Origin of the sequence: Acinetobacter lwoffii, assembly GCF_019343495.1 — a bacterium.
GTDB lineage: Bacteria > Pseudomonadota > Gammaproteobacteria > Pseudomonadales > Moraxellaceae > Acinetobacter > Acinetobacter lwoffii_P.
On record NZ_CP072549.1, the window covers coordinates 497,550 to 516,225 of the forward strand.

The window sequence follows — 18,676 nt, forward strand, 5'->3', positions numbered from 1 at the left end:
TCAATTTTCAAACAATAAATCATAATATCTATCTCATAAAAAAGACCCTATCAAAGGGTCTTTTTTATTCACAATTGCTTATGCTTTTTGCACTTTTTCTTCAGCCAAGAAGAACCAAGTTTCAAGTACCGAGTCTGGGTTTAAAGACACAGAGTCGATACCTTGTTCCATTAACCATTGTGCAAGATCTGGATGATCGGAAGGACCTTGACCACAAATACCGACATATTTGCCAGCTTTACGACATGCTTGAATTGCAAGAGAAAGCAACGCCTTAACTGCAGGGTCGCGCTCATCAAATAGGTGAGAGACAATACCCGAGTCACGGTCAAGACCAAGCGTTAATTGTGTCAAGTCGTTTGAACCAATAGAGAAACCATCGAAATGTTCAAGGAATTGATCTGCCAATAAAGCATTGGTTGGAAGTTCACACATCATGATCACTTTAAGGCCGTTTTCACCGCGCTTAAGACCATTTAATGCAAGAAGTTCAATTACACGTTTCGCTTCAGCAACAGTACGAACAAATGGAATCATGATCTGGATATTGGTTAAACCCATTTCATCACGTGCCTTTTTCAATGCACGACATTCAAGTTCGAAGCAATCACGAAAGTTATCAGAAACGTAGCGACTTGCACCACGGAAACCTAGCATCGGGTTTTCTTCTTCTGGCTCGTATAACTTACCACCGATCAAGTTTGCATATTCGTTAGACTTGAAGTCTGACATACGAACAATGACTGGCTTGTCTGCAAATGCAGCAGCAAGTGTCGAGATACCTTCAACCAGTTTCTCTACATAGAATTCAATTGGAGATGCATAACCTGCAGTACGCGCCATGACTGCTGCACGTGTTTCACGTGGAAGGCTGTCAATATTGATTAATGCTTTCGGGTGAACACCAATCATACGGTTAATAATGAATTCAAGACGCGCCAGACCAATACCTGCGTTTGGAATTTGAGCAAAGTCAAATGCACGGTCCGGGTTACCCACGTTCATCATGACTTTAAATGGAAGAGCAGGCATAGACTCAATTGAATTCTTTTGAATTTCAAAATCTAGTGCGCCTTCATAGATAAAGCCAGTATCACCTTCAGCACAAGACACAGTCACTTCCTGACCGTCTACAAGGACTTCAGTTGCATTACCACAACCAACGATTGCAGGCACACCAAGCTCACGTGCAATAATTGCTGCGTGACAAGTACGACCACCACGGTTTGTTACAATCGCAGCTGCACGTTTCATCACTGGTTCCCAATCCGGGTCAGTCATGTCAGATACAAGAACATCACCGTCTTGTACTTTGTCCATTTCTTTAATCGACGTTACGATGCGGACTTTACCAGAACCAATGCGTTGACCGATTGAACGACCTTCACAAATTACAGTGCCACGTTGTTTCAACAGGTAGCGTTCCATGGTGCCGACATTTTCACGGCTTTTTACAGTTTCAGGACGCGCCTGAACGATGTAAATCTTGCCATCATCGCCATCTTTTGCCCACTCGATGTCCATTGGTGCACCGTAGTGGTTTTCAATGATCAGCGCTTGTTTAGCAAGTTCTTGTAATTCCTGGTCGTTTAAAGCGAACTGTTGGCGTTCAGCTTTTTCAACATCCACGACAACGACAGATTTACCTGCAGATGCTTCTTCACCATAAATCATTTTCTGGTGCTTAGAACCCAGGTTGCGACGAAGGATCGCGTGTCGGCCTGCATTTAAAAGCGGTTTAGAAATATAGAATTCATCAGGGTTGACGGCACCTTGAACAACCATTTCACCCAAACCATAAGATGCGGTAATGAATACTGCATCACGGAAGCCTGATTCAGTATCTAGCGTAAACATTACACCGGCAGCACCAGTTTCTGAACGAACCATGCGTTGTACACCAGCGGACAGGGCAACTACATCATGGGCAAAGTTTTGGTGTACACGGTAAGAGATTGCGCGGTCGTTGTACAAAGATGCAAATACTTCTTTGATCGCGATCAGAACGTTATCGATACCACGAATGTTCAGGAAAGTTTCTTGCTGGCCGGCAAAAGAAGCATCCGGCAAATCTTCTGCAGTTGCAGAAGAACGAACGGCAACCGCGATGTCAGGGTTGCCGTTAGAAAGTTCTGCAAATGCTGTACGAACTTCTTGTTCTAATGCAGGCGTAAGTGGAGTATCCACAATCCATTGACGAATTTTTGCGCCAGTTTCAGCAAGTGCATTTACATCATCAACATTGAGTGCAGCAAGCTCTGCATTGATTTTAGCGTTTAGGCCACTTTGCTCGAGAAATTCACGGTAGGCATCGGCAGTCGTTGCGAAACCACCTGGCACAGATACACCAGCATTTGATAAGTGGCTGATCATTTCGCCTAGTGATGAGTTTTTCCCACCGACCAGCTCAACGTCGTGCTTCCCTAATTTTTCCAGACCAATTACGCGCGCTTCCAAAGTTGTTACTCCACTTTTGCAGTATTAATCACTATCTCGGCATGAGAGTATAGCAAATCATCTAGGTTTTTGATTTTACTAAGCGACAGTCATGTAAGATCGGTTTACTATAAAGATTATATAGCACTAAGACAAATGTTGGAGGAGAATTTTAATGTCGGAAGGTAAACAAATTCAGCGTAGTGTTTTCTTTATTTCAGATGGTACCGCCATCACCGCTGAAACCCTTGGACACTCGCTGTTAGCGCAGTTTCCGCATGTGAAATTTGACATTCATATTATTCCTTACATTAGTTCCGAAGAAGCGGCTACAAATGTGGTGGCAGAGATCAATGCAAGAGCTCAAATCGACGGTGAAAAACCGCTGGTATTTGATACCCTGGTTGATCCCTATGTGCGCGACATTATTAATACTGCAAATGCAGTAAATCTCGATGTATTTGAAGGGCTTATTAGTAAGTTGGCTGATGAATTAGGCACGATTCCTACAACTTTAGTCGGGCAGACCCATGCGGTGACCGACTCTGAGTCTTATAAGGCCCGTATTGATGCTGTTCATTTTGCTTTAGATAACGACGACGGCGCACGTACCCGTCATTATGATAAAGCTGACCTGATCCTGATTGGTGTATCGCGTTCAGGTAAAACCCCGACCTCTATTTATCTGTCTTTGCAGTTCGGTATTCGCGTGGCGAACTATCCACTGACTGAAGAAGATTTGGATGATAACCGACTGCCAGCCGTGCTGCGACCGCATAAAAACAAGCTGTTTGGCCTGATGATTGATGCGGAACGCCTTGTGGCCATTCGTTCTGAGCGTAAGGCCAATAGCCGTTATGCCAGCTTTAGTCAGTGTCAGATGGAGTTGCGTGCGATTGAAGGAATTTATATTTCGGAAGGCATCAAGTACCTGAATGTGTCTGAAATGTCGATTGAAGAAATCTCAACACGTGTGTTGCAAATGACCGGTTTAAAACGTCGAATCGGTTAAGAAACCAGCCAGAGCCAAACTGCGGTTTGGCTTTGATTTATAGCTAAAAATTACAAGTAAGCATTGATTAATCGAAATAATGTATGAATTTTATAATTCTAAGAAAATACCAACTATCATATTCTGAAATATAAAAGAGTCTTTTTTGCTCATTTTGTTGAATAAATCATCATGTCGGTTCTTGATACGTAAATAAAAATCTCATTACTAGCTTACCAATTTTTCATTTTTACTCGCCAGTGTGAGTTATTTTTCTGCTGAATAAGTATGAATAATGATATCAACCAGATGCTGCTCACCATTGATACAATGAATCGTATTTTCCGAAATTTTCAGAATCGGCCAGGTAATTAGGTGGCAATTTTCACGCTGTAGGGCAGCATAATAATGATCTGATTTCAGATAAATTTTACGGGAAGATGCAAGATTTGGCATTAACTGGCGTCTTAGCCACAAATTCTGCACCTGATTTTCTAAAAACCGCAGAGAAAGCAGGCTTTTAATGCGGTTGTTAAATAAGCGGCGATTTTTACCAATCAGCGGATGATTAATAATTCGTTGCAGAATTCGGTCGGAACCGGGCAGTACAAAAGCAGGATTAATCTGGAAAACTTTTACCGAACGGGCATGTTGACTGATTTTATCCAGCTGGCTCACGGTAAACTGATCCGTGCCAATAATCGCAATATCTTTATCTGCATAATCCAATTCTAACAGTTCGGAAGAGGGCACTTTAATTCCATTAAACTGCTGAAAATGTTCGGGGCGATTTTCAAAAATACCAGCGTGTAGATCCTGCTTGGTAGACATTAGAATTCCTTGAATTTATTTAATAATTAATTTTCTTTGTATGAGATATAAACAAAAACTCAAGCCAGGGTAAAGTGAAAAATTTAACTTAGACAGTCATCTATTTGAGCAAAATATAAAATCTGATTTTATTGAAGACTGAATAGATTTACATGCGATCCAAAAGGAATGACTTTTAACTTGCTGAGATGGATGAAGGAAAAGAAGTGAAGTGTTCGTTTAGGGAAGAAGTTTTTTAATGGAGGAGGTCGATAGAAATGCTTTTACTGATATATTTCTTTTGGTCATTTATCTTTAAAGATGAAAAACATCTACCCATTGCTGAGAATAGGTAGATGCAACTCTCATTTACTGACCATTTTTAATTTGCATTAATAGCTCAAAGTTGTGCAGGCGCTTGTCAGTGTCATAGATGTCACAAGTAAAGATAAACTCATCCACATCATATTTAGCCAAAAGCGATTCTAGCCCAGCTTTAACGGTTTCTTTGGAGCCGACCTGAGCCATGGCAAAGAAATTATCGACTGACATTTTTTCCGGCGGCGACCACAGACCTTTCATGGAGTCAATTGGTGCTTTAAGTTTCAGGCTTTGTCCACGAATCAGTGATAAAACCCGCTGATAGGCACTAGTCGCTAGATATTCTGCTTCTTCATCAGTATCTGCGACACAGGTCGGTACACCCATCGACACATAAGGACGATCGAGATATTCAGACGGTTCGAAATTGTCACGATACAGCTGAATGGCCTGACCCAGCATACGCGGGGCAAAATGCGAAGCAAAGGAATAAGGTAGACCAAGTTTTGCCGCCAGTTGTGCACTAAACAGGCTGGAACCTAAAAGCCATACGGGTACATGCGTGCTTTGACCTGGCGTTGCTACAATACGCTGTCCTGGAATTGGATCTTTAAAATATTGCAGAATTTCCAGAACATCCTGCGGGAATTGGTCTTCGGTTTCCTGACGGCCACGACGCAGGGCACGCATGGTCATTTGGTCGGTACCGGGAGCACGGCCCAGACCCAGTTCAATACGATCCGGATAGAGCGTTGCCAAGGTGCCGAACTGTTCTGCCACTACTAGTGGAGCATGATTCGGTAGCATAATTCCGCCAGAGCCTAAAGTTAAGGTTTTGGTATTCGCCAGTAAATAGCCTAAGAGAACTGCGGTTGCTGAACTGGCAATGCCATCCATATTATGATGTTCTGCCAGCCACATCCGCCGATAACCCAATTTTTCTGCTGCTTGGGCAAGTTCCAGCGCATGGTTTAGCGCGAATTGAATGCTCTTGTCGTCACGAACAGGAACCAGTTCGAGTATAGAGAACTGGGTATCGTTAAGCGTACGCATAGTATTACTCTTAAATAGACATCTCTAAAAGCATACGACTTTAGAATGTATTTGTATATCGAAAAAAATCGATATAAGTGTAAACTAAAAGATAAAGATAAAAAATAAAGGCAAAAAAAATAAGCATCCGAAGATGCTTATAAAGGAGGAAAGAATAAGGGGAGAGAATTTTAACGACGACGGTTGTTATAGCGATAATCGTTATAACGGTAGTTACGAGAAGAATTATAGCGACGTTCGCTGCGGTCATCATAACGACGGTCTTCGCTGACTTTTTTACCTAAAGCTGAACCACCCGCTGAACCCAGTGCTGCACCGATATAACCACCGTTGGTGCCTGCCATGTTTCGGCCTACCGCATAACCTGCACCGCCACCTAGGGCACCACCGATAATCGCACCATTACGGTCACGTTTATTTGCTGCTACTGCGGCACCCGCACCACCACCAATCGCTGAACCGATTGTTGCGCCAGTGGTACCACCCATTTTATTGCCTACTGCGGCACCAACGACACCACCCAAAGCAGAAGCTAAAGCTGTATTGGTTGTATTGCCTGCATTGGCAGCTGTCATACCCATGGCTGAGGTTGCTACGACAGCGATCATTAGAGATTTATAGTTCATGAGGACACCTTTTATATATCTAGCTATATTTTGTTGATGAGATAAATTTAATCTAGCAAGCGCAAAACAGCATGAAGGCAGTGTTGGCGAATTGTGATTTTTATCTCCTTAATTTATTCATGATGTGGACAGGATAATTCCATGTATTAATTGAAAATTCACGTATTAAAGCCACAATAAAAAAAGCACCAAAAGGTGCTTTTCATGTTAAATGTAGCGTCTGGTCTAAACTGCCTGAGCGCAAATTAACGGTAACGTTTTTTCCAGTGTTTAGAGCGTTTTTCAGCTGCTTTATCTTTTGCAATCTTGTTACCTAGTGCAGCACCACCGGCAGCACCCAAAGCTGAACCGATATAACCGCCGTTAGTACCGCCCATATTTTTACCTACGGTATAACCTGCACCGCCGCCTAGAGCGCCACCAATGGCAGATTCAGTCCGGTTTTTTTTGCTGCTTGCAACCGCTGCACCGCCAGCACCACCTAAAGCAGCACCAATGGTTGCGCCGGTATTACCGCCCATGTTTTTACCTAATGCTGTACCTGCAACACTACCTAAAGCACTTGCTGCTGCAACACGCGCTGTACTGTCGGCATGTGCGTTTACGGTCATCATTGAACCAGCAGCTAAAACTGTACTCATTAAAAGTGCGTTGAGTTTCATGTCATCACTCCGTGTCCATCTACAGGACTGTAGTTATTTCGATGCGGAAAATGTAACAAATCATGCCCAAAACAATATGAAGATGTTTCTTCATAATTCCCTGCTTTATTTGGCGAATTGTAAAATCGGCAAGAAATAAGAATAAGATCGACTATAAAAAAAGCAATTCCACTGTTTTTAATCATATTTGTTAACAAATGCTGTAGAGCATGAATGATAGCAACGCGGACTTACTCAATAATGATGTTCATTAGAAGCCAGAGTCGTTAAACTAGGCGCAATTTTTTGATTTCGCTGTGCTAAATCGGTTTTTAGTCACAGCCTATGTTTGAGATTTTTTAGAAAATGAAAGAATCGTTACGTTTACGATTAGACCAACTCTCTGACCGCCATGAAGAATTGACCGCATTACTGGCTGATGTAGAAGTCATTTCTGATAATAAGCGCTTCCGTCAATTGTCACGTGAGCATAATGACTTAACAGAAATTACCAATGTCTGGACCAAGTATAGACAGGCTGAAGAAGACATCGAAACGGCTCAGGCCATGCTGTCAGATCCGGACTTTAAGGAAATGGCACAGGAAGAAATTAAAGAGAATAAAGCTTTAATTGAATCGCTTGAAGCTGACCTGAACATCCTGATGATTCCGAAAGATCCGAATGATGCCAACTCGGCTTATCTTGAGATTCGTGCCGGAACCGGTGGCGATGAAGCTGCGATTTTCTCGGGCGATTTATTCCGTATGTATAGTAAATATGCGGAAAACCAAGGCTGGCGTATTGAAATCCTCTCTGAAAATGAAGGCGAACATGGCGGCTATAAAGAAGTCATCTGCCTGATTAATGGTGACGGGGTTTACGGTCGTCTAAAATTTGAAAGTGGTGCGCATCGTGTACAGCGTGTACCAGCGACCGAATCACAAGGCCGTGTGCATACCTCAGCATGTACCGTTGCGATTCTTCCTGAAATTGATGTCGATACCTCGGTTGAAATCAACTCATCTGATTTGCGCATTGATACCTATCGTGCTTCAGGTGCAGGTGGTCAGCATGTTAACAAAACCGATTCTGCAGTACGTATTACTCATATCCCAACCGGCACCGTAGTGGAGTGTCAGGAAGAGCGTTCACAGCATAAGAACAAGGCCAAAGCGATGGCACTGCTGGTATCACGTTTAGAAAATGCCAAACGTGCAGCAGCAGATGCAGCAACCTCGGAAATGCGTCGTGACCTGGTGGGTTCGGGGGATCGTTCAGAACGTATCCGTACCTATAACTATCCGCAAGGTCGTATGACAGATCACCGCATTAACCTGACTTTATACAAGCTGGATGCCGTGATGGAAGGTGATTTGACCGAATTGCTAGACAGCCTGCATCGCGAATATCAGGCGGATCAGTTGGCCATGCTTGCACAGCAGAATGGTGGATAATGAATATTTTACAAGCGCTGGCTTTGCGCGGTGAAGCTGAAAGTTACGAACGTCAGGAAAATGCCTGGTTACTGGAACACATCACCAAGATTGATTCATTTGATCTGCTGATGAAAAAGGATCAGGAATTAACCTCTGAGCAGGAACAAGCTTATAAAGACGGGTTGGCGCGTATTGCTGCCGGTGAGCCTTTGGCTTATGTGACTGGTTCACAACCGTTCTGGACACTGGATCTAAAAGTCACCAAAGATACCTTGGTGCCACGTCCGGATACTGAAGTACTGGTTGAGACGGTATTGAAGTTAGACCTGCCTGAAGATGCCCGTGTAGTAGATTTGGGTACAGGTACTGGCGCAATTGCCTTATCACTGGCATCTGAACGTTCTAACTGGACAGTAACGGCTTCCGATATCTACGAGCCTACGCTTGAGGTGGCGAAATATAATGCGGAACAACATGATATTGAGAATGTAGAATTTGTTCTGGGTTCATGGCTGAAGCCATTTGGCCGTCAATTCTTTGACGCCATTGTATCGAATCCACCTTATATCGACGCTGATGATGTGCATATGCAGAATCTGGCGACTGAACCGGAACGTGCGCTGGTGGCAGATAAAAAGGGGCTGGCCGATATTGAAATGATTATTCTGCAAGCCAAGAAGCATTTGACCGTGAATGGTTGGGTGGTGCTTGAGCATGGTTATAATCAGGCAGACGCCGTACAACATCTATTTAAACAGGCGGGTTATAAGCAAGTCCGCACGGTTAAAGATTATGGCGGGAATGATCGCGTAACTTTGGGTCAATGGCCACATTAATCTGTCATCTATCTTTATAAAAAAGCGACCGATGTGGTCGCTTTTTTATTGGATTTTTTCTTTATAAATTCCTGACTGCATCTGAAACCTTAAGTATTTTGAATGACATGATGCCAACGCAGTATAACTAAAAACAAAAAAGCGATGCCAGAGCACCGCTTTCGAGGAATTTTTAAAAATAATTACATTGGATAGTCTTGTAGACAGTCATAGACTTCTACCTGATCCAGACTACCAGTTTCCATTGCCAGACAAAGTGCCACAACTTTTAAAGTATCTGCCAGAGATTTTTCATCTTTCAAGGCAATACCTTGTTGTAATTCATTGATACGTTCTGCCGGAATTTCGAGGGCCTGAGCCGCTTCCACAGCATCTACCTGGTTAAAGAAGTGCAGAATTGCATCTTTCAGTTCTGCATCCGATGCATTTAAAATCCCTTGATTCAACTGTTCTGTAATGAGATCAGTCGAAGAAAATAAAGCTTTAGAGAAGTTTTGGACAAGATTTTGCCCAAGCACATCAGTCATCTTTAACATGGAGATACCTTCAACTAGAAAGGAAAATGGAGAGTACAGCCAATAGCAAAAGTGCTATAAATTGAATGAAAAATAATCTATTTCCGGGTGAATTGCAAAGCTTTCTGGGTGACTGTGTAGTCCTGCTAATATATGTTTTAGGGCTTGAAATATATAATCATAATAAAAATAAATGCTTAGAATCTAAGTATTTTTCGGTAATATCTTTGAAGTCTAAGTTTATATAAATTATCTAATGTTATTTTGTCGATATGCGCCTGGACTGACGCCAGTCCACTTTTTGAATGCACGATGAAATGCACTGGATTCCTGAAAATTAAGCTGATCGCTAATCTCTTGTAAACTTTGTTCAGTACGGGTCAGCAATTCAATGGCGGTATCCCGGCGTATCTCATTTTTTAACTGTTGATAGCTGACACCTTCACTTTTTAAACGCCGTTGCATGGTCGCTTCAGACATATTCATTTTTAAGGCCAGTTCATTCAGTTCCAGCCATTCTGCCGGTGAAACTTGCAGTAATTGACGGCGAATCTGGGTGCTCAAGGCATAGGGGTTTTTAAAACGCACCAATAAATTTTGTGGGGTTTGCTGAATAAACTGATACCAGGACTGAGCATCCTGTTTAATCGGCAATTGCAGATAGCTGGCATCAAATTGCACGTAATTTTCGCTGGCCTGATATTCAATCTGTTCACAAAAACGGACTTTGTAATCAAAATCATCTAGGGGTGCTGCACATTTCAATTGAATCTGATTAAGCAAAATCCGTTGTCCACTTAACCAGCAGATCAGGGTATGAATCAGCATCAGATAAGTCGCATAACTAAACATGCGTTTAGTCTGTTGTAGATCATAAATCACGATATAGGCATAGTGTTCCTCAACCATGAGCGTGCTTTGCAGATCGTCCAAAACCAGGTTGAGAAATTGCAAAATATGTTGCAGCGCTTTTTCCAGTGTATCTGCCTGCATGACCATTTTCGAAAGTAATTTAAAACTACCACGACGCATGGCATGGCTGTCCATACCAAAAAATTCGTCATTCATGCTGTCTGCAAGCACAGTCCATAACTGGGCAAATTGGCTAACGGATACGCGTGCCTTGGGAGCATTCAATACTTCTGCTGGGATATTGACTTTTTTTAGAATGTCAGAGATATCAAATTGCAGCCGTTTGGCATCCAGCAATGCTTCGTTCACCAGGTCAATCGAGATGGTGCCTTTGCTATATTCCAGTGCAGGCTTATGCATATTCAGTCTGACATCCTTGTTTTCATTGTCCAAATACATCATGCAAGATGCAATATTTGGAAATTGTACAGAATAAAAACTCTGTTTACTCTGCATATTAAGTCGTATCTGAAATAGAAAAATCGCTAGGAAATAAACATGAACATTCAGGGAAAAGTTATTGTGATCACCGGTGGTGCCTCAGGTTTGGGTGCAGCCACAGCGACTCATCTGGTTGAACACGGTGCCAAAGTGATTCTGGTCGATATGAATCAGGAGCAGGGTGAAGTACTACAGCAGCAACTGGGTGCACAGTCTGAGTTTGTACAGCTCGATGTTACCGATGAACAAGCCATTGAAAGTTTCTTCGCTCATGTTGAAAGCACGTATAGTCAACTGAATGGCTTGATCAACTGTGCCGGGATTGCACCGTCTGCCAAAGTATTGGGTCGTAACGGCATCCATGAATTAGCCATGTTTCAAAAAGTGCTCAATATTAATGTAAATGGTACTTTTAATATGTTGCGTCATGCGGCGGCTTTAATTGCAAAATATGAGTTGCAATCGGGTGAAGAAGAACGTGGCGTGATTGTGAATACTGCTTCAGTTGCCGCTTATGACGGTCAAATTGGTCAGACTGCCTATGCGGCATCCAAAGGTGCAGTCGTCGCAATGACTTTACCTTTGGCACGTGAACTGGCTCGTGAAGCGATCCGTGTCATGACCATCGCGCCGGGCATTATGGAAACTCCGATGCTGAAAGGCATGCCGCAAAATGTCCAGGATGCTTTGGGGCAAATGGTGCCGTTTCCACCACGTCTGGCAAAACCACAGGAATTTGCCCAGCTGGTGGGACATATTTTTGAAAATAGTTATTTAAATGGTGAGGTCATTCGTCTGGATGGCGCAATCCGTATGCAGCCTAAATAAGTCTTCGATTTATATAGGACATGATGATTTGCACATCTGTAAATTTCTCATTGAATTTAAATGAATTTGCTCAAGCATGCATTTTCTTTTGAAGGATCAAAAGAAACAAAAATCCTTTGCGAAACTGAAGATACATCCCTGTATCTCAGTTTCGCAGGCGACATCCATGCCGCCTTATCCGACGTGCCAACGATCTCAATAGTAAAAAGCTTGAAGTAAATAAAATAGATATAGAAAGGGAAGTTCAATGATTTTAAATGACGAACAAAAAATGATTCAGGACATGATGCGCAATTATTCGCAGCAGAAGCTGAAACCGACGGCGGCCTTACGCGACAAAACGGCACAATTTCCAGCACAAGAACTTAAAGAGCTTGGTGAGCTTGGTGCATTGGGTATGACAGTGGCTGAAGAATGGGGTGGTGCAGGTCTGGATTATGTATCATTGGTTTTGGCGCTAGAGGAAATTGCCGCAGGAGATGGTGCAATCTCGACGATTATCAGTGTGCAGAATTCTTTGCCTTGCGGCATTACCCAGCGTTATGGCACTGAAGCACAAAAACAGCAGTATTTAACCAAACTGGCAACAGGTGAATGGCTCGGCTGTTTCTGTTTGACAGAACCTCAGGCCGGTTCGGATGCCAGTTCGCTGGAGTGTAAAGCCGAACGCGATGGCGATGAATGGGTGCTAAATGGTACCAAGCAGTTTATCACGACAGGTAAACACGCACAGATTGCACTAGTCTTTGCTGTGACTGATAAATCTGCAGGGAAAAAGGGTATTTCATGCTTTCTGGTGCCGACCGATGCACCGGGTTATATCGTGTCACGCCTAGAAGAGAAAATGGGTCAGCATTGTTCTGATACCGCGACCATCGTTCTGGATAACTGCCGGATTCCTGCTGCCAACTTGCTAGGTCGGGAGGGTGAAGGTTATAAAATTGCCTTGTCGAACCTTGAATCGGGTCGGATCGGCATTGCGGCACAATCTGTCGGTATGGCTCGGGCTGCACTGGATGCTGCAGTGGAATATGCCAATGACCGTAAAGCCTTTGGTGTAGAAATTGTGCAACATCAGGCTGTGGCGTTCAGGCTTGCAGATATGGCGACACAAATTGAAGCCGCACGTCAGCTCGTTTTGCATGCTGCAACATTAAAAGATGCAGGCTTGGCGTGTTTAAAAGAAGCATCGATGGCAAAACTGTTTGCATCGACTATTGCAGAAAGAGTCTGCTCGGATGCGATCCAGATTCATGGTGGCTACGGTTATGTCTCTGATTTTCCGGTCGAGCGAATTTATCGTGATGTACGAGTGAGCCAGATTTATGAAGGTGCATCAGATATTCAACGACTGGTGATTGCACGTGAAGTATGTCAACGCTGATTTTTTAATTTAAAAAAACAGACTTTGATTGATGTTTAAATCCTGCACTTACTATTGATGGATATGGAAATTGCAGGATTTAACTGAACATGATGATCTAAAGACATACAGTACGAATAATCGAAAAATAAGCCTTATTCATGTTCTAGTCCTAGGGCATGAATGCAGATTTAAAAAAGTATGCTGATGGAATCAGCAGGAACAACAAATACAAATGGACAAACTCAGGCAAGGTCGCCTGAAAACTACAACAGGAAAGAGGTTGTCGTCATGAAGACACTAGAACAGGCATATGCTGATTTTAATTTTGAAAATATGGTTCAAGAACATCTGGTTGGAAACGCAGAGAACATCAATGCGTATACCGAATGCTGTGGTCGCTACTTGGGTCAAAACCGAACTGCACTGATCTGGGAAGGTAAAAATGGAGATGCAGAGCAGTGGACCTTTGAACAACTGGCCGTGGCTTCAGGACAGCTGGCCAATTATATGCATTCTCTGGGTTTAAAGGCTGGTGACTGTATTGCAGGGTTGCTGCCAAGAACGCCAGCACTCTTAATTACTATATTGGCCACTTGGCGGATTGGTGCCATTTACCAACCTTTATTTACTGCCTTTGAAAGCAAAGCCATTGAACATCGTATCAGTACCGCCAATACCCAGTTGATCGTTACTGATGAAGAACAACGACTGAAACTCCATGATTTCAATGTTCCTAATATTCTGACTGTGCATCAAACAGCGACAAATAATTATCAAGATGCGGATTTCTGGACAGCCTTACAGCAACAACCAGAGGAGTTTGAACCGGTAAATTGCCAGTTTAATGATGTCTTCCTGATGATGTTTACTTCAGGTACGACAGGCTTGGCAAAATCGGTTCCTGTACCTTTAAAAGCGTTGTTGGCCTTTAAAGGCTATATGCTGCACGCCGTAGATCTGCGAGATGAAGATTCCTTCTGGAATCTGGCAGATCCGGGCTGGGCGTATGGACTGTATTATGGTATTGCAGGGCCGTTGAGTTTAGGGCACAGCATCATCATGGATGAACGTGGCTTTAGTGTCGATAATGCCGTACAAATCATTCAAAAATATCAGGTGAATAACCTGACTGGTTCGCCAACCGCATTTCGCATGTTCTTTGGCTTTAAAGAAAAATTTGATGCAGGCATCAGTTCGCATTTACGCGTGGTAAGCAGTGCAGGTGAGCCGCTCACGCCTGAAGTGATTCAGTGGTTCAATCATGATTTAAGTGTGAATATTTACGATCAATATGGACAGACTGAACTGGGTATGGTGATCGCCAATCATCATGGCTTGGAGCATTATAAAAAAGTTGGTTCAGCCGGTTTTGCTATTCCTGGGCATCGTTTTGCTGTATTGGACAAAGAACATCAGGAAGTAGAAAAAGGCGGGATTGGAACCTTGGCAATTGACTGTGCAGCTTCACCGTTGATGTGGTTTGAAGGCTATGCAGGCCACAACCGCAAGTCATTTGTCGGGCAGTATTATCTCACTGGTGATACCGTGAAGCTGAATGAATATGGCGGTATTGATTTTATTGGGCGTGCAGACGATGTCATTACAACTTCGGGCTATCGGGTTGGGCCTTTTGATGTAGAAAGTACTTTGCTTGAATGTGAAGAAGTGCTTGAATCTGCAGTCGTCGGCAAGCCAGATCCAGAACGTACTGAAATTGTGAAAGCCTTTGTAGTACTTAAATCAGCATATCCAGCTACTGAAGATTTGATGTTGAAACTGCAAAGTTATGTACGTTCACGCTTATCCAAACATGCCTATCCGAAAGAGATTGAGTTTGTGGCATCTTTGCCTAAAACATCGAGTGGCAAGATTCAGCGAAATTTACTCAAACAGCAGGAAGTTGCCAAACTTCAAGAGATGAAGCGAGTCAGCTAATTTTTCAAATTAATTGTTTGATTGAATGTTCAAAGGCTGCCATAGCAGCCTTTTGGTTTTTTAAGAAATAAATCTGCTACTTAAATTTTAATCAGATATTGAGCTGATTTTCCCGAACTTATATTTTTAAGAGAGCAGATTAAGGCAAGCAAAAATTATAATTTTTTATGTCATTACAGTAAAATTACATTAATATTTAAAATTAAATATATCAAAAATTTAGCCTCTTAAGATAAAGAGGCTAAATCTCATTCATTACCAGATATTACTTTGTAGATTCACTTTTTGATGTTCTGCATGCGGTTCGCCCGCTTCGCCGGTAACACCGCCTTTTAAGGCTTTAAAAAGCTGGGTAACTTTGTTATCTGTGACATTCCAGTATTCTGCGCTGACTGCTTCAGCAATCAATACCCGTACGGTCGGATCATCCTTGCCTTCAAACCAGTTTTCTGCCCACGGATTCCACAACTGTTCAATCAGAATGCGGTCAGTACTGATCTGGGCATGAGCACTGATCGACACATAGATACCATCTGATGGTTTTGCAAAAGACAGGCCAATTTGACCACGGCCAGTTTCTGCTGCTTTGACCAGATCATTGGTATTACGCAGGATGAAATATAAGTTTTGACGTTCGTTCATCTGTTCGGAGTTCAGCATGGTCATCGGCTGGGAGTGTATTTCATGTGTATCAGTTAAATGGCTGATCATGGTGTAACGGACATCCTTGATCAATTCCCATAATTTTTCACGATTATCATGTTGAGTATTGTTATGCTCGGTCATGTATGTTCTCCATACGATTTTATGAAAGCTGAAAAGATTGCTTGGTATTTTCAGATTAATCATATTTAGAGACAGATGCCTTAGGTCTCACTGAACTCATACATTTTCATACTCAAATACAGGCAGAGACTACAGAATTGCTAAACAAGGCTGCTCTATTTACAGGGTAATTCAATAGCAAAGATTTTAAAAACTTCAGGTCTGACACCTTTTATAAATGAGAAAAAGCTGTTTGCCGGAACCATTGAATTGAGGTGATTCAAAAAATCTTGCCAAGCCATAGCCGCTGCATCTTGATACCGAGCGTTTAGCTGATATGCTATTTGCCATCAACGATGGCCGAACCATTTATTGATGTGCTGTGAATTGAATGTGAGATTGATATTCCAGAGATTTATCAGTCCTTAAAAAATTCAGTAAAGCTAATTTTTGCGATCATTGTTAAAAATTTTCGAAACAAGGAAAGACGTTGTCTACATTTAACATGGATGCCATATCCCCAGAATTCGAACTCACCGATGCTGAACTGCATCTGTATAGCCGTCAGGTTCTTCTGGATGGCTGGGATATTGACGCTCAAGAACGGTTAAAATTTTCTAATGTCTGCATTATTGGTTGTGGCGGGATAGGCTGTGCACTGGCAGAACTTCTGGCACGTGCAGGTGTGGGAAAAATTACCCTGATCGATCCGGATACCATCGAGATGAGTAATTTACAGCGACAACTGGCATTTATACCGCAGGATATTGGATTTTATAAGGCAGAAACGCTGGCCAAAAGACTGAGTCAGGTTAATCCGAACCTACAAGTTGAATATGTGAATCAGGCCTTAACGGCTGAGAATGCAGTAAGTGTGATCGAGCATCAGGATCTGGTATTGGATGGCTGTGATCAGTTTGCCACACGTTATCTGGTCAATCAGATTTGTGTTGAGCTGAATGTACCCTTATTGAGTGCTTCTGCGATTGGCTTGCAAGGTCAGCTGTTTATGGTCGAAGGGGATTCCGCCTGTTATGCCTGCCTGTTCCCGCCAGAAAATCAGGCCGATGAAAGTCTGCGCTGTGCAGATTCCGGTGTACTGGCGACCACACCGAATGTGATGGCCAGCTTGCAGGCACATCACGCCTTGTTATATCTGGGATTGGGCCAGATGCCACTTCGACAAAAGCTGTTGTTGTGGGATGGTATGAGTTTTAAGCAGCGGATTCTCACTTTCGAAAAAGATACAGATTGCCCAATCTGTCAGGCAAGATAAGCCTGCAAAGTGAATTTTTTTTGCTACACTGCGTTTAATTAATTTTTCCTAAGACATTATGAAAAACAATATCTGGTTAGATGGAATACGTTCAGTTGCCCGTATGGGAGAAACAGCAGTCGTTGCGGCAAAGGCGGGCTTTAAATATGCCACTGAAAAGCCGAGCAATGCCAAACTGATGCGTGAAACTTTTGAATCCTTAGGTTCGACTTATATCAAGCTTGGTCAGTTTATTGCCAGTACGCCGTCGCTGTTTCCACGTGAATACGTTGAAGAATTTCAAGGCTGTCTGGATCAGACACCACGCTTGCCGTTTAGTTATATCCAGCAGGTTTTAGCCTCTGAATTTGCAGGGCGTAATCTCGACGAAATCTTTGCATCGATTGATGAAACGCCATTAGCCTCTGCATCTATTGCACAGGTACATGCAGCCAAACTGGTGTCTGGCGAAGATGTCGTGATTAAGGTACAAAAACCGGGCGTAGAGACCATTTTGTACACTGACTTGAACGTCCTACATTGGGCAACCAAGTTACTGGAAAAAGCAGTCCCGAAAGTTAAGTTTGCTTCACTGGCTGACATTGTCGAAGAAATCAAAACCCGTATGGTGCGTGAAGTCGATTTTATCGAAGAAGCACAGAATCTGGATGATTTCGTTAATTACCTGAATATCACCAACAATCAGGCAGCCACTGCACCTAAGGTTTATCATCAATATTCGACCCGTCGTGTGCTCACCATGCAGCGTTTATACGGTGTGCCTTTGACAGATTTTGAAGTGGTCAAAAAAGTATCCAAAGATCCATCTCAAGTACTTATCACTGCGATGAATACCTGGTTTGGCAGCTTGATGATGTGTAACAGTTTCCATGCCGATCTGCATGCAGGCAACCTGATGCTACTTGAAGATGGCCGTGTCGGTTTTATTGATTTCGGTATTGTCGGTCAGCTCAAGCCTGAAGTATGGACTGCCTGTATGGCATTTATGGATTCATTGCAACATACCAATTATGAGCTGATGGCGCAAAACATGCTGAAAATGGGTATGACCGCTGTGCAGATAGACACCAAAGTTTTGGCTGCTGATCTAGAGCGTTTATTCAGTGGCGTGTTGATGGCAGATCCACAGGAATTGTTAACGTCGAATCCTGCTGATCTGAACGATATCATGATGGATATGGTGGCTGTGGGTGAGCGTCACGGGATCCGGTTCCCGCGTGACTTTGCCTTGTTGTTCAAGCAAATGCTGTATTTCGACCGTTTCATGCGTATTCTGGCGCCGTATACCGACATCTATGCCGATCAGCGTTTGCAGATGGTGCAGAGCATGGATCCGAATCTGCTGTTAAAGCATTAATTTAATCCCTCCCGACCTCCCTTTCTAAAGGGAGGAGTTTCTCATTGCTTGATAAAGTAGAAGCGATAAAAGTCCCTCTTTATAAAAGAGGGATTTAGGGAGATTAGTTGTAAATATCATATTCTCGAGC

16 protein-coding genes are annotated in these 18,676 nt (G+C 42.9%); 8 read left to right on the forward strand and 8 right to left on the reverse strand.

The window, feature by feature from the left end:
• Nucleotides 1-78: 78 nt before the first annotated feature.
• A complete protein-coding gene (gene ppsA, locus J7649_RS02375; protein ID WP_004278782.1) occupies nucleotides 79-2,457 on the reverse strand; it encodes a phosphoenolpyruvate synthase in 2,379 nt (792 codons plus the stop codon).
• Between the two features lie 154 nt (nucleotides 2,458-2,611).
• Between ppsA and ppsR the strand changes: the two genes are divergently transcribed.
• Nucleotides 2,612-3,448 carry a posphoenolpyruvate synthetase regulatory kinase/phosphorylase PpsR gene (ppsR, locus tag J7649_RS02380; RefSeq protein WP_004278781.1) on the forward strand — a complete coding sequence of 279 codons (837 nt, stop codon included), beginning with the start codon at nucleotides 2,612-2,614 and terminating at the stop codon, nucleotides 3,446-3,448.
• 246 nt (nucleotides 3,449-3,694) lie between these two features.
• Here ppsR and J7649_RS02385 read toward each other — a convergent pair whose 3' ends face one another.
• The 4 genes from J7649_RS02385 to J7649_RS02400 form a co-directional block, all read right to left on the reverse strand.
• Entirely contained in the window at nucleotides 3,695-4,258 is a 564-nt protein-coding gene (locus tag J7649_RS02385; RefSeq protein WP_219309183.1) for an NAD(P)/FAD-dependent oxidoreductase, read from the reverse strand.
• Between the two features lie 348 nt (nucleotides 4,259-4,606).
• Nucleotides 4,607-5,611: an LLM class flavin-dependent oxidoreductase gene (locus tag J7649_RS02390; protein ID WP_219309185.1), complete on the reverse strand. Its 1,005-nt coding sequence runs from the start codon at nucleotides 5,609-5,611 to the stop codon at nucleotides 4,607-4,609.
• Between the two features lie 170 nt (nucleotides 5,612-5,781).
• The gene (locus tag J7649_RS02395; protein ID WP_004278778.1) at nucleotides 5,782-6,237 is read right to left on the reverse strand and encodes a hypothetical protein; all 456 of its coding nucleotides are present in this window, start codon (nucleotides 6,235-6,237) and stop codon (nucleotides 5,782-5,784) included.
• Nucleotides 6,238-6,482: 245 nt separating this feature from the next.
• Nucleotides 6,483-6,899: a glycine zipper domain-containing protein gene (locus J7649_RS02400; protein WP_004645401.1), complete on the reverse strand. Its 417-nt coding sequence runs from the start codon at nucleotides 6,897-6,899 to the stop codon at nucleotides 6,483-6,485.
• A gap of 345 nt (nucleotides 6,900-7,244) precedes the next feature.
• On the opposite strand from J7649_RS02400, the gene prfA reads away from it, so the two are divergent.
• Both prfA and prmC read left to right on the forward strand, forming a co-directional pair.
• Nucleotides 7,245-8,333 (forward strand): peptide chain release factor 1, encoded by a 1,089-nt coding sequence (prfA, locus tag J7649_RS02405; protein WP_004645400.1) that lies wholly within the window; start codon nucleotides 7,245-7,247, stop codon nucleotides 8,331-8,333.
• Entirely contained in the window at nucleotides 8,333-9,151 is an 819-nt protein-coding gene (gene prmC / locus J7649_RS02410) for a peptide chain release factor N(5)-glutamine methyltransferase (protein WP_219309187.1), read from the forward strand. The genes prfA and prmC overlap by 1 nt, the downstream gene beginning before the upstream one ends.
• A gap of 182 nt (nucleotides 9,152-9,333) precedes the next feature.
• Here the strand turns inward: prmC and J7649_RS02415 are convergent, their stop codons facing one another.
• Together J7649_RS02415 and J7649_RS02420 are read right to left on the reverse strand one after the other, a co-directional pair.
• Nucleotides 9,334-9,687 (reverse strand): hypothetical protein, encoded by a 354-nt coding sequence (locus J7649_RS02415; RefSeq protein ID WP_004278774.1) that lies wholly within the window; start codon nucleotides 9,685-9,687, stop codon nucleotides 9,334-9,336.
• 228 nt (nucleotides 9,688-9,915) lie between these two features.
• Entirely contained in the window at nucleotides 9,916-10,938 is a 1,023-nt protein-coding gene (locus tag J7649_RS02420; protein ID WP_219310040.1) for an AraC family transcriptional regulator, read from the reverse strand.
• A gap of 138 nt (nucleotides 10,939-11,076) precedes the next feature.
• Between J7649_RS02420 and J7649_RS02425 the strand changes: the two genes are divergently transcribed.
• The 3 genes from J7649_RS02425 to J7649_RS02435 all read left to right on the forward strand — a co-directional run bounded on the left by J7649_RS02425 (nucleotide 11,077) and on the right by J7649_RS02435 (nucleotide 15,148).
• Complete coding sequence (locus J7649_RS02425) at nucleotides 11,077-11,847, forward strand: 3-hydroxyacyl-CoA dehydrogenase (protein WP_219309189.1); 771 nt, start codon at nucleotides 11,077-11,079, stop codon at nucleotides 11,845-11,847.
• Between the two features lie 247 nt (nucleotides 11,848-12,094).
• The gene (locus tag J7649_RS02430; RefSeq protein ID WP_219309191.1) at nucleotides 12,095-13,231 is read left to right on the forward strand and encodes an acyl-CoA dehydrogenase family protein; all 1,137 of its coding nucleotides are present in this window, start codon (nucleotides 12,095-12,097) and stop codon (nucleotides 13,229-13,231) included.
• A gap of 270 nt (nucleotides 13,232-13,501) precedes the next feature.
• Nucleotides 13,502-15,148, forward strand: coding sequence for an AMP-binding protein (locus tag J7649_RS02435; protein ID WP_219309193.1), 1,647 nt, complete (start codon nucleotides 13,502-13,504; stop codon nucleotides 15,146-15,148).
• 255 nt (nucleotides 15,149-15,403) lie between these two features.
• On the opposite strand, the gene J7649_RS02440 is transcribed toward J7649_RS02435, so the two are convergent.
• Nucleotides 15,404-15,934, reverse strand: coding sequence for a pyridoxamine 5'-phosphate oxidase family protein (locus J7649_RS02440; RefSeq protein WP_044108878.1), 531 nt, complete (start codon nucleotides 15,932-15,934; stop codon nucleotides 15,404-15,406).
• A gap of 484 nt (nucleotides 15,935-16,418) precedes the next feature.
• Here J7649_RS02440 and J7649_RS02445 point away from each other — a divergent pair, with 484 nt between their 5' ends.
• Nucleotides 16,419-17,189, forward strand: a complete 771-nt coding sequence (locus J7649_RS02445) for a HesA/MoeB/ThiF family protein (protein ID WP_219310042.1) — start codon at nucleotides 16,419-16,421, stop codon at nucleotides 17,187-17,189.
• Between the two features lie 58 nt (nucleotides 17,190-17,247).
• Nucleotides 17,248-18,546 carry an ABC1 kinase family protein gene (locus tag J7649_RS02450; RefSeq protein WP_004278767.1) on the forward strand — a complete coding sequence of 433 codons (1,299 nt, stop codon included), beginning with the start codon at nucleotides 17,248-17,250 and terminating at the stop codon, nucleotides 18,544-18,546.
• The last annotated feature ends 130 nt before the right edge of the window (nucleotides 18,547-18,676 follow it).